16 protein-coding genes are annotated in these 20,188 nt (G+C 42.3%); 5 read left to right on the top strand and 11 right to left on the bottom strand.

The annotated features are described in order from the left end of the window. Nucleotides 1-237: 237 nt before the first annotated feature. From B9Z54_RS10895 to B9Z54_RS10880, 4 genes are all read right to left on the bottom strand, one after another. Complete coding sequence (locus B9Z54_RS10895; RefSeq protein WP_113928419.1) at nt 238-444, bottom strand: alpha/beta-type small acid-soluble spore protein; 207 nt, start codon at nt 442-444, stop codon at nt 238-240. An 85-nt stretch (nt 445-529) separates the two neighbouring features. Continuing rightward, the gene (gene thiI / locus B9Z54_RS10890; RefSeq protein ID WP_113928418.1) at nt 530-1,741 is read right to left on the bottom strand and encodes a tRNA uracil 4-sulfurtransferase ThiI; all 1,212 of its coding nucleotides are present in this window, start codon (nt 1,739-1,741) and stop codon (nt 530-532) included. After that, nucleotides 1,738-2,889 carry a cysteine desulfurase family protein gene (locus tag B9Z54_RS10885; protein WP_113928417.1) on the bottom strand — a complete coding sequence of 384 codons (1,152 nt, stop codon included), beginning with the start codon at nt 2,887-2,889 and terminating at the stop codon, nt 1,738-1,740. Before B9Z54_RS10885 ends, thiI begins: the two co-directional genes overlap by 4 nt. Nucleotides 2,890-3,249: 360 nt before the next feature. Then, nucleotides 3,250-3,984: a glycosyltransferase family 2 protein gene (locus B9Z54_RS10880; protein ID WP_113928416.1), complete on the bottom strand. Its 735-nt coding sequence runs from the start codon at nt 3,982-3,984 to the stop codon at nt 3,250-3,252. Nucleotides 3,985-4,265: 281 nt separating this feature from the next. Here B9Z54_RS10880 and brnQ point away from each other — a divergent pair, with 281 nt between their 5' ends. Then, the gene (brnQ, locus tag B9Z54_RS10875; protein ID WP_113928415.1) at nt 4,266-5,678 is read left to right on the top strand and encodes a branched-chain amino acid transport system II carrier protein; all 1,413 of its coding nucleotides are present in this window, start codon (nt 4,266-4,268) and stop codon (nt 5,676-5,678) included. A gap of 250 nt (nt 5,679-5,928) precedes the next feature. Here the strand turns inward: brnQ and ezrA are convergent, their stop codons facing one another. Further along, nucleotides 5,929-7,626, bottom strand: a complete 1,698-nt coding sequence (gene ezrA, locus B9Z54_RS10870) for a septation ring formation regulator EzrA (protein WP_113928414.1) — start codon at nt 7,624-7,626, stop codon at nt 5,929-5,931. 225 nt (nt 7,627-7,851) lie between these two features. Here ezrA and hisJ point away from each other — a divergent pair, with 225 nt between their 5' ends. Continuing rightward, nucleotides 7,852-8,643: a histidinol-phosphatase HisJ gene (gene hisJ, locus B9Z54_RS10865; protein ID WP_113928413.1), complete on the top strand. Its 792-nt coding sequence runs from the start codon at nt 7,852-7,854 to the stop codon at nt 8,641-8,643. Here hisJ and refZ read toward each other — a convergent pair. Then, on the bottom strand, nt 8,638-9,285 hold the full coding sequence (refZ, locus tag B9Z54_RS10860; protein WP_113928412.1) for a forespore capture DNA-binding protein RefZ: 648 nt from the start codon (nt 9,283-9,285) through the stop codon (nt 8,638-8,640). The genes hisJ and refZ overlap by 6 nt on opposite strands. A 407-nt stretch (nt 9,286-9,692) precedes the next feature. Here refZ and B9Z54_RS10855 point away from each other — a divergent pair, with 407 nt between their 5' ends. Together B9Z54_RS10855 and B9Z54_RS10850 are read left to right on the top strand one after the other, a co-directional pair. Beyond that, nucleotides 9,693-10,172, top strand: a complete 480-nt coding sequence (locus tag B9Z54_RS10855) for a GAF domain-containing protein (protein ID WP_113928411.1) — start codon at nt 9,693-9,695, stop codon at nt 10,170-10,172. A gap of 364 nt (nt 10,173-10,536) precedes the next feature. Continuing rightward, a complete protein-coding gene (locus B9Z54_RS10850) occupies nt 10,537-11,007 on the top strand; it encodes a cupin domain-containing protein (RefSeq protein WP_240189886.1) in 471 nt (156 codons plus the stop codon). A 43-nt stretch (nt 11,008-11,050) separates the two neighbouring features. Here B9Z54_RS10850 and B9Z54_RS10845 read toward each other — a convergent pair whose 3' ends face one another. The 3 genes from B9Z54_RS10845 to B9Z54_RS10835 form a co-directional block, all read right to left on the bottom strand. Beyond that, nucleotides 11,051-12,589, bottom strand: coding sequence for an FAD-dependent oxidoreductase (locus B9Z54_RS10845; RefSeq protein WP_113928410.1), 1,539 nt, complete (start codon nt 12,587-12,589; stop codon nt 11,051-11,053). Nucleotides 12,590-13,222: 633 nt separating this feature from the next. Next, nucleotides 13,223-14,410, bottom strand: a complete 1,188-nt coding sequence (gene megL / locus B9Z54_RS10840; RefSeq protein ID WP_113928409.1) for a methionine gamma-lyase — start codon at nt 14,408-14,410, stop codon at nt 13,223-13,225. 242 nt (nt 14,411-14,652) lie between these two features. Next, the gene (locus tag B9Z54_RS10835) at nt 14,653-16,560 is read right to left on the bottom strand and encodes a sensor domain-containing diguanylate cyclase (RefSeq protein WP_113928408.1); all 1,908 of its coding nucleotides are present in this window, start codon (nt 16,558-16,560) and stop codon (nt 14,653-14,655) included. 650 nt (nt 16,561-17,210) lie between these two features. On the opposite strand from B9Z54_RS10835, the gene rpsD reads away from it, so the two are divergent. Continuing rightward, complete coding sequence (gene rpsD / locus B9Z54_RS10830; RefSeq protein ID WP_113928407.1) at nt 17,211-17,813, top strand: 30S ribosomal protein S4; 603 nt, start codon at nt 17,211-17,213, stop codon at nt 17,811-17,813. A 299-nt stretch (nt 17,814-18,112) separates the two neighbouring features. Here rpsD and B9Z54_RS10820 read toward each other — a convergent pair whose 3' ends face one another. Then, nucleotides 18,113-18,523, bottom strand: a complete 411-nt coding sequence (locus B9Z54_RS10820) for a VOC family protein (RefSeq protein ID WP_113928405.1) — start codon at nt 18,521-18,523, stop codon at nt 18,113-18,115. A gap of 379 nt (nt 18,524-18,902) precedes the next feature. Further along, a complete protein-coding gene (gene tyrS, locus B9Z54_RS10815) occupies nt 18,903-20,165 on the bottom strand; it encodes a tyrosine--tRNA ligase (RefSeq protein WP_113928404.1) in 1,263 nt (420 codons plus the stop codon). Nucleotides 20,166-20,188 lie beyond the last annotated feature (23 nt).

The following is a 20,188-nucleotide window of genomic DNA, read 5'->3' as shown; positions in this document are numbered from 1 at the left end:
ATTTTTATAATATTTAAAATTATTTACCAAGGGGACTTTAGAACTTTTTTTGATGTTTATACAGCTTTTTGTGACACCTGCACCTCTTTATGATCCTCCAAGTGTCCCTCATGACTCTCCCGAAGGACACCTGCACCACTTTTTTGCCCCCCCTTGTGTCTCTAAGTAATATAAAAAAAGACAAATCAAAAAAGGAGCGGGGAAAACCCGCTCCTTGTAGCCATATTATTTAATTAATTATTTTTGGTAACCGCCGCCGATTTGTTGTTCAGCCATTTGAACTAAACGTTTAGTGATTTCACCACCGACAGAACCGTTAGCGCGTGCAGTAGTGTCTGCACCAAGTTGTACACCAAATTCAGAAGCGATTTCATACTTCATTTGGTCGATTGCTTGTTGAGCTCCTGGAGCTACTAGTTGGTTTGAACTGTTGTTGTTTGCCATGTGTTTTCACCTCCTTGTGAGTATAGAATGTGCGAAAATACATGGCTTCATTCGGAATTATAATTGGTAATTCTTCCTAATATTTTTACAACAGTTCGTTAAATTCATCTTGATCTGTCTGCAGTTCTCCGCCCTCTATGATAAGCGTTTCGGTTTCCTCCACAGCTTTATCAATCAAGGTTTCAAAATCAACAAAGCTTTCGTAGTACTGGATCTTTTCCCTTTTCGGCTTGGTTTTTGGCGCTGGAGGCGTAAAGACCGTACAACAGTCTTCATATGGAAGTATGGAAATATCATGAGTACCGATTTCCTTAGCAATATTGATGATATCCAACTTGTCCATAGCGATCAACGGCCTGAGGACAGGCGTGCTTGTTACTTCATTGATTGCAAGCATGCTTTCGAGGGTCTGGCTCGCCACTTGCCCCAGACTTTCACCAGTCACTATTCCGAGGCCCTCATGTTGTTCTCTCAGCTTCTCTGTGATTCTGAGCATCATCCTTCTTGTTGATGTCATCGTATAATTTTCTGGAACCTGATTATGAACTGTCTGCTGTATTTCAGTAAATGGCACCACATGCAGTTTGATGCTCCCGCTGAAAGCGGATAGTGATTTTGCAAGGTCGATGACTTTCTGCTTAGCTCTTTCACTTGTAAAAGGCGGGCTGTGGAAGTGGACAGCCTCAATTTCGACACCGCGTTTCATTGTCAAATATCCGGCAACAGGACTATCCAGCCCTCCTGATAGCATCAGCATGGCTTTTCCACTGGCACCAGCCGGCATTCCTGCTGCTCCCGGATAAATTTCGCTGGAGAGGTAGGCTCCCTCTTTGCGGATTTCCACATTCAGCTTAATATCCGGATTCTTGACATTGACCGTCAACCCCTCCGTATTTTTAAGGACATGGGAACCTACTGCATAATTGATTTCATTGGTATCCAGTTCAAATGTTTTATCAGCTCTTCTCGCCGACACTTTGAATGTCTGTCCTTCTGAAAAAGATTTTTGAATAAGGTTAAGAGCCGCATCATTAATTTCTTCCATATCCCTATCGGTTTTGACCACCGGGCTGTAGGATTGAATGCCAAAAACATTGGCCAATCTTTCCAGTGCTACCTCTCCACTTTCACCATTCAGGTAAATATGAAGCCTGTCCCGGGTGGCACTGATTTTGATATTCGGAAGTTCCTTCAATGTCATAAGGATATTTTCTCTGAGTTTCTTAGTAAACGCTTTGCGATTCCGCCCTTTTGTCGATATTTCTCCGTAGCGGACTAATATTTGATCGTATATCATCTTCTTCTCCTCGTTGTTTCCTCAAGATTTTTCTTCACTTTGTTAATTGCGTTGCACAATCGATCGACTTCTTCTATTGTATTTTCAAACGAAAAACTGACTCTTATTGAAGTATCCAGCAGGTTCTCATCCACACCCATTCCGAGCAATGTCCTTGAAGGCACATTTTTTTTGGAAGAACAGGCACTTGTCGTTGATACATAAATATCAAACTCTTCCAGTGCATGAACAAGGATTTCTCCTCGTATATCACGAACAGAAAAGTTCACAATGTGAGGGGCTGCTTCTGCTTCAGGTGAATGAATGGTGATTCCCTCTATATCTTTTAGACGATTCCGGAGATAAGAATTCAGCTTCTTCATTTTGGAGAGCTCTTTGCCGCTCCTTTCCAAATGCAGCCTTAGTGCCTTGGCAAAGGAAACGATGCCGCCAGTATTTTCTGTTCCGCTCCTGATCTTTCTTTCCTGTTCACCGCCTGAAAGAAGTGGTGAAATTTCCAAACCTTCCTTGATATATAGCATCCCTGTCCCTTTCAATCCATGAATTTTATGGCCGGAAATGGAGCATAGGTCTACTCCTGATTCATATAAGGAAAGCGGAACTTTTCCTATTCCCTGTATGTGATCGACATGAAAGATGGCTTTTGGAAAACGTTGAAGGGCCTTGCCGATCTCCTCGACAGGCTGAATACTTCCCACTTCGTTGTTAACATGCATAATGGAAACTAAAATTGTATCGTCTTTTATAGCATCCACTACATCCTTCACTCTCACCCTGCCATTCGAATCCACTGGCAGATAGGTAATATCGAAACCAAGTTTCTCAAGTTGTCCACAGGTTTCCAGGATGGAGGGATGTTCGATGACCGAGGTGACGATATGCCTGCCTCGATTTCGATACTGAAGGGCTGTCCCCTTCAAGGCAAGATTGTTTGATTCTGTTCCCCCTGAAGTGAAAAATACTTCTGTTTCTTTAATGCCCAGCAGGCCGGCGACCTGTTTTCTTGATTTGGAAATCAGGGACTCCACTCTTCCACCGAGCGCATGAATCGAGGATGGATTGGCAAAATAATCTTCGTTCACTTTTGTGAAGGCATGAACTGCCTCTTTATATGGTTTTGTCGTTGCACTGTTGTCCAAATAAATCATCGAATATACACCTTCTGATGTTTCAATTTATAATAACCGTGAATCTATTGTTTACAAATGATAATATTATCACAAATTTCATTTTAAAAAAATTTCATTTCATTGAATTTGCTGCCGGTTTCCTTCTTAAAGGTGGATACCAGGCTTCATTTGCTGTTTTTAAATGCTCTTTTCTTGTAAATAAATCCTTCATTCACCAAAAAACCTGGTAATCAAGAAAGATTATCAACAGGGGGTTAAAATCTGGACAATAAAAAGAAGACAAAACATTAATGATTTTGTCTCCCCTTGAATTCCACCCAGACTCATCCATGATGTTCGCGTGCCGCAAACTTTACATACCGGCTCCGGTCCATCCAATTATGAGCTTTTCGTTACCAGCGGCCTATAATCATCTGTCTTACAAATCACCGTTGAATGATTAACGTAGTTATGAATGGAGGTTATGCTGTGAGAATTGGCATCCGCCCGCCGGTTGTTCACGAAGTTATATCTGTTAGTAGCATAAATTTTATACCCTTTTTTTAGGCAGTAACTTAGAAATCCGGAATCTTCTCCGGTATTTACGTTAGTGAAGTGACACTCTTCCCAAAGTTCTTTTCTAAATGTCAGTGTGGCTCCCCGAATGAAAGTTACATACCTATCCTCAAATCCAGGGTAAAACAGATTTAATGATTCGCTCCCTTCAAAATAAATAAAAGAAGTACTTTTTCCAACAATAGCAGCATCCGTTTTCTCCAAAGCTTCTATTTGCTGACTTAAATAGTAAGGTGAGTAATAGTCGTCATCATCAAACTTAGCAATGTATGGATGCTTTGCCAGCTTAATTCCAAAATTCAAACATTCGCCCAGCGTCGTGTTCTGGGGTAATTGATAAATAGAAACATTACGGTAGGATTCAGCCTTTTCAAGCCAATTGTTAATATTCATGCTGTCTTTATTTAAAATGACAATCAGTTCTTTCGTTTCCGAATGCTGTCTACTGAAATTCTCAAAAACATTTTCCATATACTCTTCTCTTATTGTGCAAGTAATGACGGAAACCAATGATTGATGTCCCCTTTCTTTATGGTAACTTACTAATATCACTCTCATTACTATATGCCGGGGCAGGACATACCGTGTAGCAGTTTATTCAGTATGGATGCCCTTTTCCAAATAAAGCTGAGGGATTCTTCCAGTTCTTGCGAGTCGCTTATCCTTTCTTGACTTGTAAAGTAAGTTGCTTTATTTTGGGTAAAATAAGAACAGAGATTTTTTAAAAAATTATTTTATTATACTGAATTTTTTAACTTTTAATTATTTCGACAATTTTCGCCGCTTCTGTGATACTATATAACAGCTTGATTCACCTTGAAGTTTAGGGGGTATAAAATATGAAAGAGAAAGCGCTGTCATTCAAATTGATATTTACTGTAGGCCTGATGTTGTTTGCTCTGTTCCTCGGAGCTGGCAATATGATATTCCCTCCGTTTTTGGGGCAGCAGGCTGGAGAAAACATCTGGATTGGAATTTTCGGTTTTTTGATAACCGGTGTTGGGCTTCCACTGCTGGGAATCATTGCGATTGCCAAAACGGGTGGAGATCTGCAGACACTGGCAAACAGAGTTAATCCTGTATATGGAGTAATCTTTACTGTCATCATGTATCTGGCAATCGGCCCGTTTTTTGGGATTCCCCGGACTGGGACGGTCGCTTATGAAATTGGTGTCACACCCTTCCTTCCAGAAGGTGTGAATAAATATGGTTTATCACTATTCATCTATACGATTATCTTTTTCGGACTAACGATTTGGCTGGCCATGAATCCGGCCAAGCTTGTTGACAGGATTGGAAAAGTTTTGACCCCTGCCTTACTTGTCATCCTCACGATATTGGTGATAAAGAGTATCCTGACACCAATGGGCGACCTTCAAAGTCCTTCCGGCGCCTATATGGATGGTCCGTTTTTCAAGGGCTTTCTTGAAGGCTACCTTACAATGGATACAATCGCGGCACTTGTTTTTGGAATTGTTGTTATCAACTCTATCAGAGAAAAAGGATTTGAGTCCAAGGCTCTTATTACTAAGGCTTGTATATATGCAGGAATCATTGCAGCTGCTGGCCTGGCACTCGTATATGTGTCACTTGGCTATATCGGAGCAACGAGTACAGAAGCTATCGGATTGAAGGAAAATGGTGGAGCCATCTTGTCCGGTTCCGCAAATTACCTGTTCGGCCAGATAGGAACCATCATTCTGGGACTGGCAATTACCTTCGCATGCCTGACTACTTCTATCGGCCTGGTGTCCGCATGTGCTCAATACTTTTCAAAACTAATGCCCTTTTCATACCGTATACTGGTCATTATCATCAGTATTTTCAGTATGATCATCGCAAATATTGGATTGACACAGCTGATTTCCGTTTCCCTGCCGGTGCTGATTGTCATTTATCCATTGGCCATTGTGCTGATAATCCTTTCATTCATGCATAACTGGTTCAACGGTTTTTCCGGGGTGTATATCGGTGCATTGATATCCACTTTCCTTATCAGTTTCATCGACGGCTTAAAAACCGCAGGATTTGAATTTCCTGCTCTAAACAACACTTTAAGCTTTCTGCCTTTATTCAATGAAGGAGTCGGCTGGCTGCTTCCGGCGGTAATAGGCAGCATCCTCGGTTTCCTGATTTCTACAGGAATCGGAGAAAAAAGAAAATTATATAAAAAAAGCGGAAAGGTCCCGCTTAGCGGCGTACAGATTGTAGGGCTCTCGTATGAGATAAAGGAATCACAACGAACAAAGTGAGTTGATGATGACTTATCGCAAGGAGAGAGACCGAAATCTGCTAGCCGTTGGGGCCTTGGAGCTGGATTGCAAAAAAAGCGCAAGCGCCCCTTTCAGCCCCGACAGGCAAATGTTCTCTGGAGAAAAAAAGGCGGTTTTTCCTTTTATTCTCCAGGGGTTATTTGACCCCGAGGGGCTGGATTCAGAAACACTAACTAATTCTCGAACTAAAAAAATCCCGGGCTGGCTGCCGCCAGTACCGGGATTTTCTTTATTCATTCAGTTCTTCGTTTACAATGCCTTCAATTCTTTTGATAGCACCTGGTTCCACTTCTTCTATGGCTGTTGCCGCTTGTTCAAGGGCTTCCCTGTAGTCAAAGCTTCTAAATGCAGATTCTGCTTTTTGAAGCTTATGTGATACATCGCCATATCTGCTGCGGTACCGATTTCCATACTGTATAACTCTTTCGGCAAGCATGACCGTTTCAATCAGGTCTGACGTCTTCTTATAGAAGTGGTCGACCGTATCCACAGCTTTTTCTAAATACTTCTGTACCACCGGCATATTTAGCGGTTTTTCTTCCAGCGCACGGACAACCTCTATAATATTCTTGTGCGCTTCTTCCAAAAGGGCATTATAGTCGGTAGGAAGTCCAGGTATATTACTTTTGGAGATCATCCGGCTCGCTTCACCGATTTTCTTCTTAAGCATGGCAACCTTTTCCTTAGCTTCAATTTCTTCTTTTCGAAGAGCCTGAAGCTGCTCAGAGAAAGCCGCCTGCTCACTTTTAATCAGTTCCAGCTGCTGATTGATATCCTGCAGTTCTTCACTTAAATAGGAATAAGCGGAATCGTTTTCCTCTACTTTTTCCCGCAGCTGCTGAAAACGTTTAAACAGGGTATTGATTTTCTTATCAAGCCCGACCGGAATCTGCAAATCTTCGTCTTTCAAGTGGTAGCCCTGCTGGACGAATTCAGTTTCCAGCTTGATTTCTTTGTTGACCGCTTTGATGGTTTCCAGCAATTCGGAAGACTGTTCTTCATTTTGCAGGACAAAGTGCTTGGCCAGGACTTCTTTTTCAAGCATGTCATACAATTGCTCGACAGTTACTTTCATCCCGTTCACTTCTTCTGCTGCCTTTTCAGTTTGCAGTTTCTCAAGCGAATCCAGGCTGGCAGCCAGCTCTTCCCTCAGTTTTGAGATTTCGGTATTGATGCCGAGATGCTTCAATACATACCCTTGGGCTTCCATCTCTTTATATCCTGCTTCAACCTCGTTCAGCTGAGTTGGAAGTGAATTCTGGCAGGCTGTGAGCAAATCAGGTATGGCCTCCATCTTAACGATGATGTCCTCGATATCAGCTGTCAGTCCCAGAACCAGCTCTCTTGCTTCCAGATAATTCCCTTCTTCAGTAAGCTTATTGAAGTTCTCGATTCTCTCAGACATTTCATCCAGCTTAGCTTCAAGCCCGTATGCCGCTTTGCCATAAGTATGGCGGTGGGCAAGCAGCGTTTTCTTGCTTTTGCGGAAATCCTCCCGCAGTTCTTCAATCTCAAGCCGGTTCTTCTCTTCACTGCCGACAAGTTCTTCCACTTCCGAATGAATCCTTTCCATCTTATCTTCTGTCTGGTTCAGGATATCTTCTATCCTTGCCAGAACCTCTTTGGCGGATCCAAAGCGAAACTTATCAATATACTCTTCGGCTTCGAACAGGCGCTCTTCCACTTCAGGAAGATCTGCTGTGACAATGTCATCCCAGCCTTTACGCCATTTTTCAAAAAGTTCTTCCGTCTGCCCAGTCATGTTAAGCTGTTTGACCTTGGACAGTTCATCCAGGATGGGCCTGTTCATGATGTCGACCTTCCAGGATTCAAGCCGGTCGACGAGATGGTAGTATTTTCTTCTTATAAAAAAACCGATGATAAATAGGATAATGAATAGTATAATTCCTCCGATGATAAATTCCATCGTAAGCCCCCTGCTTCTTTAACTTAATCAGATCTATGTAAAAATTGTAAAATCTCACACCATAGCTTTTATTATGATACCATGATAACGACATTTTTTGACGATTTATTTGCAATTTTTCCTCTTCTGATAGAAGTTTTATTATAAAAGTCTACCTATATAGCGAAATTATTGGTATTTTACTATTATATATGGAGATGACAGTAAAAGGAAATGAGGGATTTGATGAAAATTGACGGACATATCCACAGCCCTTATTGCCCGCATGGGACGAAGGATACTTTTTTCGATTATATTAACCGGGCCATTGACCTCGGGTATGAAGAGATAACCTTTACGGAGCATGCACCTCTTCCCGAAGGATTCGAGGATCCGGTGCCTGATAAGGACAGCGGAATGAAGAAGGAACACCTGCAGGAGTACTTACGTGATCTGAAAGAACTAAAGAAGGAATTCGAGGGTAAACTGATTATAAAAACAGGATTGGAAATTGATTATATAGAAGGATACGAGACAGAAACCAAACAGTTCCTCGATACAGTCGGCCCGCTTCTTGATGACAGCCTGCTTTCTGTCCATTTACTGCTAAAAGAAGGATCCTATGACTGCCTGGATTTCAGTAAGGAGAATTTCGGAAGAATGATCAAGGTTTACGGCTCTGTGGACAGCATACACCGAGCCTATTATACAACCGTACGGAAATCCATCACAGCGGACCTTGGGGATTATAAGCCTAACCGGATCGGCCACATTACCCTGGCGGACAAATTCAAAAAAGATTTCCCTCCAGCGGGATCGTTTCAAAACAAAATAGACGAGATCCTGGAGGAAGTCGCCAACCGGGGAATGGAACTGGACTATAACGGTGCAGGATTTTTCAAAAAGGGCTGCGGTGTCTCTTATCCGCCGCCGGAGATTGCCCGCCAAGCCCGCAAAATGGGAATCCCTCTTGTTTACGGTTCAGATGCACATCAAGCGAAAGACCTGAATCAAGGAAGGGACCTGATGATTCTATAATAATGTTGCCTTCGGTGCAGCGTGCCTTGCCAAAAGGCATTGATCGATCCACTGCTCCAATGAAGTGAAATAGCGGTCCACAAAGTATTGTTCCTGAGGAAAGACATGCCACACTTCCCTTAGATACTGGCTGTTAAGGAATGGCATAGACATCATCGACTTCAGTTGTATGATAAAAATGCTTACGGGCATCGAAGTGAACCGGTTTTGGTCCTGTCCCATCTCAAAGAACCGTTTCAACAAGTACCTCTCTTTCATTAAATAGGAAGAAATAATTTCGCGGACAACCTGGGAATCAATAGAGATCTCCCTCCATACAAAACGGGAGAGGAGATGGTTTTCACTTTGAAACTGAAGAATATTGAAAACGGCTCTCTTCAAGCATTCATCCGCAGGGGTGAAGTCCAATTTATCGGCTTCCATCTCAAGGCATTCTAAATATGATTCGAAAAAACGGGTGAAACAGGATTCAAGCAATCCCTGCTTGCCATGAAAATGGTAGGAGATATTGGCAGCATTGACCGATGCTTTATTGGCAATATCCCTCACAGACGTGCCGCTATATCCTTTAGTATTAAATAGTGAAACCGCAGATAAGAGAATCTTTTCTTTTGTCATTCCTTGCGCAGCGGGTTTTCCCATTTTCTCACTACCTTCGAATTTATTAGTTGAATCACCTTTGGAATTATGCTAAAAATGGTTCATCAGGACTGTCTCAGACTGGCGGCATTTTATGGCTCTTTTCGTAAGCTTTGTTGCTTATCAATGTGAAAGGATAACGCTATAATTCACATGAAATATACTGGTAAGAAAGAAAAGAGCTGATTACTCCGATTAGGGAGGAACCTTAGTATCCGGGGATTTTTCCGAAAGCAGCAATTCATAAGAAAACAGCCTTTGTAATAAAAGCGAATCCCTTTCTTAACTAAAGCATTCGGGACCGCAACTGATATTCCTTTATGTATTTCTCGACACTTTCCTGCCCAAGTTGTAGGAATTCGTGGAATTTAAGCTTTTTAGATCAAAACCTGTAGAAATGAGGGAGTTCTATGTTTCAAACTTCTATGTACCAAGGTACGCGCGAAGAAAATTACGACCTGGTCATCAAGCAATTGCATGCCCTTTTAGAAGGAGAAAGCAACAAGATCGCCAACCTGAGCAACGCATCTGCCCTGCTCAATCAATTTCTGGACCGCATAAACTGGGTCGGCTTTTATCTTATGGAAGACGGTGAACTTGTACTTGGACCATTCCAGGGACTTCCAGCTTGTGTCCGGATTGCGGTCGGCCGGGGCGTTTGCGGCTCAGCAGCCAAAGACCGGGAAACATACCTGGTCGAGGATGTCCATGCCTTCCCTGGACACATCGCATGTGATGCAGCCTCTCAATCTGAAATTGTCGTGCCCATCATCAAAGATGGTGAGTTGATCGGTGTCCTGGACATTGACAGCCCTGAAAAAGGCAGGTTCGATGAAACAGATAAAATAAAGCTTGAAGCGTTTGTTTCAGCATTGGTTCAATATATTTAATGAGCTGGAGCCGGGATTTTATATTCCGGCTTTTTATTATTCCTTGCGTTTTGATGTTTTTGGGGCAGCCGCAGAAGTCTGTGGTCTTTTCTGATTGCATCAGAATTTTATTTTAGATGATTCCATTCTATCTGCTGTCTCTTCTGACTGCATCGATTGCTGGATTTCCTAATTCCATGCTGCCTGATGCTTCTTCTGACTAGTGCCGAATTTCCTGATCCCATGCATCCGGTCTTCCCGTTATTTATAAAGTCTCTCCAAAGTTTACTCTCGCCTTTACGAGGGGAAAATCAATAGTATAAGACTTTTTAAAGGAGGATCAGTATGCAGAGCAAGGACGTAGAAACTTTATATTTTGAAGAAAGTGGATCGATTCCAAAACAACCCTGATTTACCAGTCTTATTCTATAAGGGTGTTTTTAAGGATGATCCTGAAAAGGCAGAACGCACGTTTAACGACCACAACTGGAGAAACAGCTGGCAGGGAGGCGTCTTTGATTACCACCATTTTCATAGCAATACCCATGAGGTTCTTGGGGTCGTCAGCGGCTCCGCAGAGTTGATTATCGGCGGGGAAAGCGGTAAGACGATGCAAGTCAAGCCAGGTGATGTGATTGTGCTGCCGGCTGGTACCGGGCATAAGAGATTGAATTCCACTGAGGACTTCCAGGTTGCCGGGGCTTATCCAAACGGCAAAGACCATAACCTGAAAACAGCTGAAAACAATGAGAGGACCCAGCTGTTAATTGAAATTAAGGAAGTTGACCTTCCTTCTCTGGATCCAGTTCACGGGGAAAAAGGACCGCTGCTATCATTATGGGAAAATGCAGAGTAACGCAAAACACCCGAAGTGCACTTTAGTGCTTCGGGTGTTTTTCTCATGAATCATATATTTTTTTCAAAGGCTTGACTGCCGGTCCTTCTATCACATCTCCGCAAGCAGAGAATCGACTGCCATGACACGGGCAGTCCCATGATTTTTCAGCATTATTCCATCCCAGTTCACAGCCCATATGTGTACAGGTCGTATCAACCACTGTAACTTCTCCTTGGTCATTACGGTATGCGCCGGCTCTCTTTCCGTCGAGAGTGACCACACCGCCTTCTCCGTTTTCCAATTCTTCAAGTCTTCGGTCATGCTTATCAAGCTTGCCTTTTACAAATTCTTTAGCGACATCAGCATTTTCTTTGATGAAATTTTTAACAACCGGATTTGCGTTAAATCGTGACGGAGAAAACAGTTCTTCGAAGCGGTTCTCTCTTTCAAGTACCAAGTCTGTGAGCAGCAATGCTGCCGCCGTTCCATTGGTCATGCCCCATTTAGCATAACCAGTCGCCACAAGTGTGTTTCTCTCGTGTAATGTGACAGGGCCGATATAAGGAACTTTGTCCAAGGTGGTCAAATCTTGTGCTGACCATCGATACGGAAATTCTTTTGCCGCAAAGTGCTTTACTGCAAAATCCCTAAGATTTTCATAATGCTCGATTGTGTCTCCTCCCTGCCCGGTTTTGTGGCTGTCTCCGCCAAACAGAATCATTCTATCGCCATTGGAATCCGTAGTATACCTCAGAGACCGTTTCGGCTGATCGGCACTGAGATACATCCCATCGGGAATTCTGCTGTCTGTTTTGGCTGCAAGGGTATAGGATCGTTCTATATCGAGCCTTGAAAAGTAAAGTCCTTTAAAATCATTGATTGGAAAATGGGTACTTACAATTACTTTTTCAGATGTAATTTTCCCATCGTCCTCTGTCAGGACTTCTACAGGGCTGTCCCCGCTGACTTTTGTCACTCTTGTATGTTCAAAAATCAAGCCTCCCTTTGCCTTGATTTCACTCAACAACGGAAGTAAAAATTTCACGGGATGAAATTGTGCTTGACCATTTAATTTGAGAGCGTTCTTCACTTTGAATGGAAGCTCTGTTTCTGTCGTCATTTCTCCAGGAATATTCAACTTCTCATAAGCTTTTGCTTCTTTTTCAATTTGCTCTGAACCTTTATCTGTTTGAGCATATACATATGAAGGCTGAGTTGTATATTCACAAGAAATCCCAAGCTCTTCGGTCAAGCTTTGTAAAAACTTCATCGCTTCATCATTCGCCTGATAATACAGGGCAGCTTTTTCTTCGCCATGATGCTTAATCAAGTCATCATACATCAATCCATGTTGAGTGGAGATTTTGGCCGTTGTATATCCTGTAGTCCCATTTATCACTTTGCCGCTTTCAATAAGTGCTACCTTCTTGCCCTCTTGCGCTAATAAGAAGGCTGAGATAATCCCGGTAATCCCGGCTCCAACAATTGTCACGTCCACCTGAAGGTTTTCATTCTCAAGTCTATCAAAAGGAAGTCCCCTCTCCTCGGCTGCTTTCCGCCAGTACGAGTTTGACTCCTTTGGTATCATCTGCTCATTCATTTAAGCGTTACCTCCTAAATATCTGATACAGATTACTTACCCAAAAATACTTAGAAAATGCCTTTTGATATGCAGGGGGGGTTATTGTTCCGGGAAGGTAATTTCAGGTGTACTTGATTGAATGATAGGTGACGGATTTTCGACATTGGAAGCGGAAGGATATATATCATGATGGCAGGTGATTTGTTTGTTTCAACGTTTCGTCGTGCCGGCCGGCCGCGTGGGGGATATCATCTTGAGAAATCCTATTTTTCATGTACCTCGCTCGCCGTTCGAGGTTCATCATCTTTGTGAATTGCCTCTTTTCATGTACCTCGCTCGCCGTGCGAGGTACATAATCTCTGTGAATTACCTCTTTTCATGTACCTCGCTCGCTGTGCGAGGTACATCATCTTTGTGAATTACCTCTTTTCATGTACCTCGCCAGCCGCGCGGGGGACACCATCTTTGAAAATTTCATTTTACATGTACCTCGCCGGCCGCGCCGACCTGCATCATAAGGAAGATCTTCACTTCTAATGCACCTTGCACTCCCCATACCAGGTTGCGTGTCAGCAGGAACTCCCAAGGGCACACCAAGACAGGGACAAGAACACTAAAAACCGGAACCCAAGAGGCACCGGTTCAAAAACTCTATTTTACTTTATTCAATGCTTGTTTTAAGTCATCTCGTATATCTTCCCAAGCTTCAAGGCCTACTGATACCCTCAAAAGAGTATCCGTTATGCCCATCTTTACTCTGGACTCTTCTGGTACTACCGCATGTGTCATGGTGGCAGGGTGCTGAATCAGCGTTTCGGCATCCCCCAAACTCACCGCAATTTTGATCAGGCTTAGCTCATTCATGAATTTCTGTGCAGTTTCTTTCGTTCCTTTAAGGGTGAAAGCAATTAATCCGCCCGGCTGAGTCATTTGTTTTTTCATCGTTTCATAATTGGGGTTATCAGGGTCGCCCGGGTAATACAGCTTATCCACTTGTGGCTGTTCTTTTAAGAAAGCTGCAATCTTTTCAGCATTTTCACAATGACGGTCCATCCTAACCGGCAGGGTTTTCAATCCCCTAAGTAACAGCCAGGCATCAAATGGGGAAATCACTCCGCCGATATCTTTTTGGGTAGTCATCCGGATGTGCTCCATGGAGTCCTTTTTCCCCGCCACGATTCCAGCTATTACGTCGCCATGACCGCAAATGTATTTTGTGGCACTGTGAATGATGATGTCACACCCCAGATCAAGGGGCTTTTGCAGATAGGGTGAAGAAAACGTATTATCCACTATGACTGGAATCCCTTTTTCCTTTGCGATACCTGCGACCATTTCAAGGTCAATCAATTTCATTGTAGGATTGATCGGTGTTTCAACGTAGATGCAGACCGTTTCAGGCTTAATACTATTTCTGATCTCTTCAGCATTCTCCATCGCAGAGAAATCATGCGTAATATTATATTTTTCTTCCATCAGGTTCAAAAGCCCGAATGTACAGCCATAAACTCCCTGTGAGCAGAGGATATGATCATTTGCTTTTGTCATTGATAATAAAACAGCCGATACTGCTGCCATTCCAGAACCGAACGCAAGGGCCGCTTCCCCATTTTCCAGTGCAGCCATCCGCTCTTCAAGGATGGAAACGGTAGGATTTCCAAGACGGGAATAAATATATCCACCTTCTTCGCCCGCAAACCTTCTTTCACCCTGCTGGGCATCCTTAAATGTAAAAGTAGAAGTTTGATAGAGTGGCGGCGCCAAACTATCATGGTATTCCACAGAGTTGTACCCTTCATGGATCACTTTTGTTTCAAATCTATCGTAATTCTTTTTCATTTTTTCTCCTCCTGATCTATGGTCCGTTCCCTTACATTGTGTTCCTTCTCTATCCCCTTCTGACAGGGTCTCTCCGGCGGCAGTTAAACCGTCCGGCCTACTCATCTCTTAAGAATCCATTAATAGCATATGACATTTCTTTGGAAAAAGAAAGCGTTTACAATAAATCTGTTTTGTGCTTCCATTTTAAAAATTCAATAAGAAAAGACCTCGAAACACAACTGTTTCAAGGTCTTCTTTGACTAGTATAAAATGTTGGCAACCTGGTTTTTTCCATTATTTTTTGCGTAGTACATGGAGGCGTCCGCTCTTTTGACTAAGTCCTTCACATGATCCTCCTGCCCCTTCTTCCAAGAGGAGACACCGCAGGATACAGTGACAAAAGGATTGGTTGCTTTCGGGATCTGCTCCACAAGCCTTGCTCCCATCGAGACACCCGATTTCAAATCCATATCAGGAAGGTAAACAGCAAGTTCCTCTCCTCCCCACCTTGCCGCAAAGCCTGTTCCGTTTGATTCATCTATAAGGACCTTGGCAACCTGGATGAGGACTTCATCTCCGATCTGATGTCCATATGTATCGTTGATTTTCTTGAAGTTATCAATATCCAAAAGCAGGAGTGCGCCTTGTTCATCTCTCTTCATCGCCTTGGCCATTTCATCATCCAAATAATTTCTTGAATAAAGCTGCGTCAAGTGATCCGTCACGACCAGTTCTTCCAGCTTTTCACGGAGCATGGAGTTGGTCAATGCCAGTGTGGAATGATGGATAAATGACTGCAGGAGCTTGTACATATCAAATGAAAAAGAATAAGGTTCCTCATGAAGTACAATACAGAAACCAATTATTGAATTGTTCTGGACCATTGGAACAGCCATGAGAGAAAGATAAGACAGGTCCTTGCCGAACTTGCCGCTGAGATCGCCAATGAATATCGCTTCTTTATCCGTATAGATTTTACGTTTAACATAGTTGATGCATGTCGCCCCTTCAATACTTTTAAAATAGGAGGAGCTTTCTGTAAGAACCTTGGATTCCCCCATTTTATCAATAAAGACAAAGCCGATAGAGGAAGCTTGAAAAGAACGCTTAATCTGTTTTTTTAAGAATGCAAGAGTCTCCGCCATCCGTAAATTTGAATTTAATCTGTGTGAAGTCTCATTGATCAGCTGCAGATCAGAAATCAACCTTCTGGACTGCTGATAAAGCTTGGCATTTTCAAGCGCGTTTCCAGCTGTATAGGCCAGGAGACGGACGAATTCCCTTTGATTTTCAGGAAACTTGAATGGGAGACCGGTTATGACTTCCAGAACACCATATACACCCTGCTTTCCTTTTAACGGAGCATACAGGGTAAGCTTTTGCTCTGAATAATGTTGTTCTATTTCGATGGTTCCATTAACAAAAGCCTCCATGGCTGCTGTGTTGGCACTATCGTAGTCAAAATCCTTAATAGGCAGATTTCCATGGTTTTTATCATTATCATTTGAAAGCAATAAATGAAAGTGGTAATCCGGGAACACCCTGGTCAGTGTACTGATGATCTGGCCAAGCAAAATATTAATATCCATTGAAGAATGGAAAGCTTCATTCACCTTGAAAAGTTCACGGTAACGATGCTCATCTTCTATAATTTGAAGATACAAATTCATTTTCTTCAGGAAAGCACTGCTGGAGGCTGTAAACTTCTCCAAAGCATTCCTGGACAGGCTCAGAACCTCGTTGGACCGGATTCCTGACACCAGCAGAACGCCAAACGAGCCATGCTGATGATCCTTTATGCGAAAGGCATAGTCATATGAGAGGAAATCAGTTTGCCTGTCTGTACCTTTTGCGAAAACCTCTTTGTCGTCCTTGAAAATACCGTCTAAAATATCAGGAAAAACTGAAGAAGGATGGTTTTCCAATGATATCCACTCGGTAAGCTGATAGCTGCACTCCATCCGCTGGTAGAAAAGGACCGTTTCAGCATGCAGGATATCGTGCACCATTTTCATCCAGCTGTAAAGGCATTGACCGGTGTTGCCGTCTTCTTCATTGAACTCTTCATTCACTAAGTCAAACAATTGGGCTTTGTAGTTATCCAGGAAACGGTCGTCCTTCCTGTCCATCCCGATCACCTGTGTGTCCACACAATCTTTCTTATCCATAGTATGTCCCTCATATCCTAGCTTTACTGTTATTTATTCCTTTGGCCCGCCAGCTTATCAATAAACTTACCGCTATGTAATAACCGTTTTAGGACTTTCATCATTATCGGTATATCCAAGGGAATTGGAGGCACCGATAATGATGAAATACACCATTACACCTCTGATTCTATCAAATAAAATTATATCACAAAGATTCAGATGATTCCTATGTAATATTCTAAATTAACTACTTTTCACAGGGGCTAATTCTCCACCTTTTTAAAGGCCGGCCTTACAAGGGTTCTTACTAAGGCTGTACTTTAATTGATAAGTAAAAACAGAAGCCGTTTCCTGCTTCAGGTTTACTACTGCGTTGAACAGGTGTAACCCAAAACCGACAAATAGTATGGGTAAATAATAGAGGAACGATTCTAAATAAGAATTCACCCTTGACTTCACCGGTTTAAAATCATATAATATTCTTTGTGTAAAATAAATGCAGCCTTTGTGATGTCCTTTATGCTGTATTTTGTTCCTCGTGAATGAGGTGTATCTTGTAACTCTCTGCTGCTGGAGCGAAGGTACATGAAAACATAATACGCATGATTGTCAATTCACACACGGTTTTTATTTTACAACAAAATAAAAACACGAAGGAGGAGTCTTCAATGGCTCGTTATACTGGCCCTAGCTGGAAATTATCCCGCCGCCTTGGAATCTCTCTAAGCGGTACAGGTAAAGAATTAGAAAAGCGTCCTTACGCTCCTGGACAACATGGTCCTAACCAACGCAAAAAAATCTCTGAGTATGGTTTACAATTACAAGAGAAGCAAAAGCTTCGTCATATGTATGGAGTGACTGAGCGTCAATTCCGTAACCTATTCGACAGAGCAGGTAAAATGCAAGGTAAACACGGTGAAAACTTCATGGCACTTCTTGAATCCCGCCTTGATAACGTTGTTTATCGTCTTGGTTTGGCTCGTACTCGCCGTCAAGCACGCCAACTTGTTAACCACGGACACGTTACTGTTGATGGATCTCGCGTAGATATCCCATCATACCGTCTGTCTGCTGGCCAAACAATCGGTGTTCGCGAAAAATCCCGCAACCTTAACATCGTTAAAGAAGCTCTTGAAGTGAACAGCTTTGTTCCTGACTTCTTGACTTTCGATGCTGACAAGCTTGAAGGATCTTTCACTCGCTTACCAGAGCGTTCTGAACTTCCAGCTGAAATTAACGAAGCTCTTATCGTTGAGTTCTACTCTCGTTAATCTTCCAGGAACCTTTCCCTTTTATGGGAAAGGTTTTTTATTTTAATCCAATCCAACTCACTCTCTATACATTAATGAAATAGATCTTCTTGTGCTGATCCTGTTTAACAGAGCATTCTTGTAATCGAAAATTGTTTCGTTGCTGAAAAAAAATGGCTGATAGCTGTTTTGAATACATTAGTAAAGTCTTTTGAAATAGGGAATAATTTATTTTCAGCTTTGTTCTTATATCTATGAATAAAGTCAAGAAAATCGTCAGCAGTTTATGCTGACGATTTTTAAATATATATGCGGAAACTTTACTCCATTGCACTTTCATCCATGGAAAACAGCTCCCACAAATGACCGTCAATATCTTCAAACCCCCAACCATACATGAAACCATGATCTTGCGGATCCTTCGAAGGACTTGCTCCTGCTTCTAACGCTTTGTTTACAATTTCAATGACTTTTTCTTTGCTTTCAACTGATAGTGCCAAGATTGCTTCAGTACTTTTTTTCGAGTCCGTGATTTCTTTTTTAGTAAAAGACTTAAAATGGTCTTCCACTAACAACATGGCAAATATATTTTCATTAATAACCATGCATGCTGCAAATTCGTTAGTAAACTGAAGATTGAATTCAAAGCCTACTTTAGTGAAAAATTCCTTGGTCTTGTGGAGATCTTTTACCGCTAAATTCACAAATATCTTATCAGCCTGATAACCCATGTACCCACCCGCCTCAATCATATTTTTTATTCACATTACATTTCTCTGTATAGCAAATAAACTCCTTCAAAGAAAATATTAATTTTTCTTAATATTATGGAGCGATCATTATTTAGGATGAATCAACACTGATAAAATGTAAAGTTGTTTTCTCATAAATTGTTGCTTCATGAAAATTCCACTTACCGGATCCCCCCTGGAATCGGAGTTTTTTCTCTCTAAACAGGCAAAGCAGCTCTTTTCTAAGTTATTTCCGCTTAATTCTGGCGATCGATTCCAAAATCAATCGTAATAGCAACAAAGTTTACGAAAAGAGTCAAATGAAAAAAGGAGCGCCAAAATCAAAACGATTTGGCCCTCCTTTTATCGTAGGTTTTCATTAAGAGTATTGAATCATGAAATACTTTTTCTTCCCTCTTCTGATGATGGTGAACTGGTCATCGATCCGGTCTGATTCAGACATGACGTGCTGAAGATTGGTGGTACGGTCACCATTGATATAGATAGCTCCGTTTCCGATATCTTCCCTTGCCTGTCTTTTGGATGAAGCGATTTTTGTGTTTACAAGGAGGTCGACAAGATTGATTTCCTCATCTTTAGCCTGCGTAAATGATGGGACATCCTTAAAGCCCTGCTTGATTTCTGCAGAAGAGAGTTCTTTGATGTTTCCGCTGAACAATGCTTCTGTGATTTTGATCGCCTGGGCCAAAGCTCCTTCTCCGTGAATCAGCTTCGTCATTTCTTCTGCCAGTGTCTTCTGAGCCTTACGCAGGTGGGGCTCTGTTTCGACTGCTTGTGCCAATCCTTCGATTTCCTCATGTGTCAAGAACGTGAAGTATTTAAGGTATTTGATAACATCCGCATCAGCTGTATTGATCCAGAACTGATAGAATTCGTATGGAGAAGTTTTTTCTGGATCAAGCCAAATAGCGCCGCTTTCTGTTTTTCCGAACTTGGAGCCGTCAGCTTTCGTTACAAGGGGGATGGTGAATCCGAATGCTTTGGATTCCTCTTCTCTCGTGCGGCGAATCAACTCTAGTCCTGTTGTGATGTTCCCCCACTGATCGCTTCCGCCGATTTGCAGCTTGCAGTTGTAGTTCTCATACAAGTGATTGAAGTCCATCGCCTGCAGTATCGTATAGGTGAACTCAGTATAGGAAATACCTGATTCCAGACGAGATGAGATCGTGTCTTTTGCAAGCATATAGTTGACACCGATATGCTTTCCGAAATCACGAAGGAATGTCACCATATCCATCGGTCCGATCCAATCAAAGTTGTTGACCATCACCGCGCCATTTTCACCTTGGAAATCAAAGATGCTCTTCAGCTGTTCCTTAATGCTTTCCACATTGTGCTGGATAGATTCCACAGTCTGCAGTTTTCTTTCCTCACTTTTTCCGCTTGGATCTCCAATGAGGCCAGTCGCACCTCCGACAAGCACGAGTGGACGATGGCCATGATTCTGAAAACGTCTCAATGTTAAAAACGGAAGAAGATGCCCGATGTGCATGCTGTCTGCTGTAGGATCGATTCCACAGTAAATCGAAATCTTCTCTTTGTCCAAAAGGGTTTTCAATCCCTCTTCATCCGTCTGCTGATAGGTTATGCCGCGCCATTCTAAATCTTTTAATAAATCCATTTCCATCTTCCTCCTGGTATTTA

The sequence above is a fragment of the Bacillus sp. P14.5 genome, assembly GCF_003316765.1.
Classification (GTDB): domain Bacteria; phylum Bacillota; class Bacilli; order Bacillales; family Bacillaceae_B; genus Rossellomorea.
Note: the sequence above shows the minus strand (reverse complement) of the source record. Positions and strands in the feature narration are given on the sequence as shown.

What these genes read in the sequence shown, in the direction of transcription:
- B9Z54_RS10895 (WP_113928419.1), bottom strand. Translation starts at nt 444, where the DNA reads ATGGCAAACAACAACAGTTCAAACCAACTAGTAGCTCCAGGAGCTCAA.
- thiI (WP_113928418.1), bottom strand. Translation starts at nt 1,741, where the DNA reads ATGATATACGATCAAATATTAGTCCGCTACGGAGAAATATCGACAAAA.
- B9Z54_RS10885 (WP_113928417.1), bottom strand. Translation starts at nt 2,889, where the DNA reads ATGATTTATTTGGACAACAGTGCAACGACAAAACCATATAAAGAGGCA.
- B9Z54_RS10880 (WP_113928416.1), bottom strand. Translation starts at nt 3,984, where the DNA reads ATGAGAGTGATATTAGTAAGTTACCATAAAGAAAGGGGACATCAATCA.
- brnQ (WP_113928415.1), top strand. Translation starts at nt 4,266, where the DNA reads ATGAAAGAGAAAGCGCTGTCATTCAAATTGATATTTACTGTAGGCCTG.
- ezrA (WP_113928414.1), bottom strand. Translation starts at nt 7,626, where the DNA reads ATGGAATTTATCATCGGAGGAATTATACTATTCATTATCCTATTTATC.
- hisJ (WP_113928413.1), top strand. Translation starts at nt 7,852, where the DNA reads ATGAAAATTGACGGACATATCCACAGCCCTTATTGCCCGCATGGGACG.
- refZ (WP_113928412.1), bottom strand. Translation starts at nt 9,285, where the DNA reads ATGGGAAAACCCGCTGCGCAAGGAATGACAAAAGAAAAGATTCTCTTA.
- B9Z54_RS10855 (WP_113928411.1), top strand. Translation starts at nt 9,693, where the DNA reads ATGTTTCAAACTTCTATGTACCAAGGTACGCGCGAAGAAAATTACGAC.
- B9Z54_RS10845 (WP_113928410.1), bottom strand. Translation starts at nt 12,589, where the DNA reads ATGAATGAGCAGATGATACCAAAGGAGTCAAACTCGTACTGGCGGAAA.
- megL (WP_113928409.1), bottom strand. Translation starts at nt 14,410, where the DNA reads ATGAAAAAGAATTACGATAGATTTGAAACAAAAGTGATCCATGAAGGG.
- B9Z54_RS10835 (WP_113928408.1), bottom strand. Translation starts at nt 16,560, where the DNA reads ATGGATAAGAAAGATTGTGTGGACACACAGGTGATCGGGATGGACAGG.
- rpsD (WP_113928407.1), top strand. Translation starts at nt 17,211, where the DNA reads ATGGCTCGTTATACTGGCCCTAGCTGGAAATTATCCCGCCGCCTTGGA.
- B9Z54_RS10820 (WP_113928405.1), bottom strand. Translation starts at nt 18,523, where the DNA reads ATGGGTTATCAGGCTGATAAGATATTTGTGAATTTAGCGGTAAAAGAT.
- tyrS (WP_113928404.1), bottom strand. Translation starts at nt 20,165, where the DNA reads ATGGATTTATTAAAAGATTTAGAATGGCGCGGCATAACCTATCAGCAG.